The organism is Amycolatopsis anabasis (genome assembly GCF_009765355.1).
GTDB classification, from domain to species: domain Bacteria; phylum Actinomycetota; class Actinomycetes; order Mycobacteriales; family Pseudonocardiaceae; genus Amycolatopsis; species Amycolatopsis anabasis.
The window spans coordinates 1-958 of sequence record NZ_VTHK01000171.1 but is presented as its reverse complement, the minus strand read 5'-3'; the positions used below and the strand labels follow the sequence as shown (position 1 = coordinate 958).

Here is a 958-nt window from a genome sequence, read left to right as displayed (position 1 = left end):
CTTCTTCGCCGACGGCGGCGTCGGACAAATCGAGTGGAATCAGGCCGCCGCCGAAGACGGACATTTTGTCTTCGCGCCAGTTGACGCGGCCTTTGACCACGACGGCGTTGTCTTCGACGAGGTCGGCGGCGAACAGGGCGTAGGACTTGGGGAAGAACAGGACTTCCAGGGAGGCGTCCATGTCTTCGACGGTGCAGATGGCCCAGGGTTCGCCTTTTTTGTTGACCCGGCGTTCCAGGGAGGTGATCAGGCCGGAGACGATGATCTCGCCTTCCTTGGGCGGGTCGGCGAGGATCGCGGCGATGGGTTTCTTGGCGTGTTTGCGCAGGATGCGTTCGGCGCCGTCGAGGGGGTGGGCGGAGACGTAGAGGCCGAGCATCTCGCGTTCGTACCCGAGCAGTTGCTTGCGGGGGTATTCCTCCTCGCCGAACTTCAGGTGCGCGAGCGGGGAGGAGGAGTTGTTGTCGGCGGGGGCGTTGTCGTCGGTGACGCCGAAGAGGTCGAACTGGCCCATGGCCTCCTGGCGTTTGAGCGGGACGACGGCTTCGACGGCGTCTTCGTGGACCTGGATCATGGACAGGCGGGTGTTGCCCAGCGAGTCGAAGGCGCCGGCTTTGATGAGGGATTCGATGACGCGTTTGTTGCAGGCGACGAGTTCGGATTTGTCGAGGAAGTCGGTGAAGGAGGAGTACTTTCCTTTTTCCTCGCGGGTTTTGATGATGGATTCGACGACGTTGGCGCCGACGTTGCGGACGGCGCCGAGGCCGAAGCGGATGTCGTCGCCGACCGCGGAGAAGCGCTGGCCGGATTCGTTGACGTCGGGGGGCAGGACCTTGATGCCCAGGCGGCGGCATTCCGACAGGTAGACCGCGGACTTGTCCTTGTTGTCCCCGACCGAGGTCAGCAGCGCGGCCATGTACTCCGCGGGGTAGTTCGCCTTCAGGTACGCGGTCCAGTA

At 63.7% G+C, this 958-nt stretch carries 1 protein-coding gene; it reads right to left on the bottom strand.

The window, feature by feature from the left end:
- The coding region (locus FXO23_RS50560) for a helix-hairpin-helix domain-containing protein (protein WP_343034606.1) at positions 1 to 958 on the bottom strand (958 nt) is incomplete at both ends.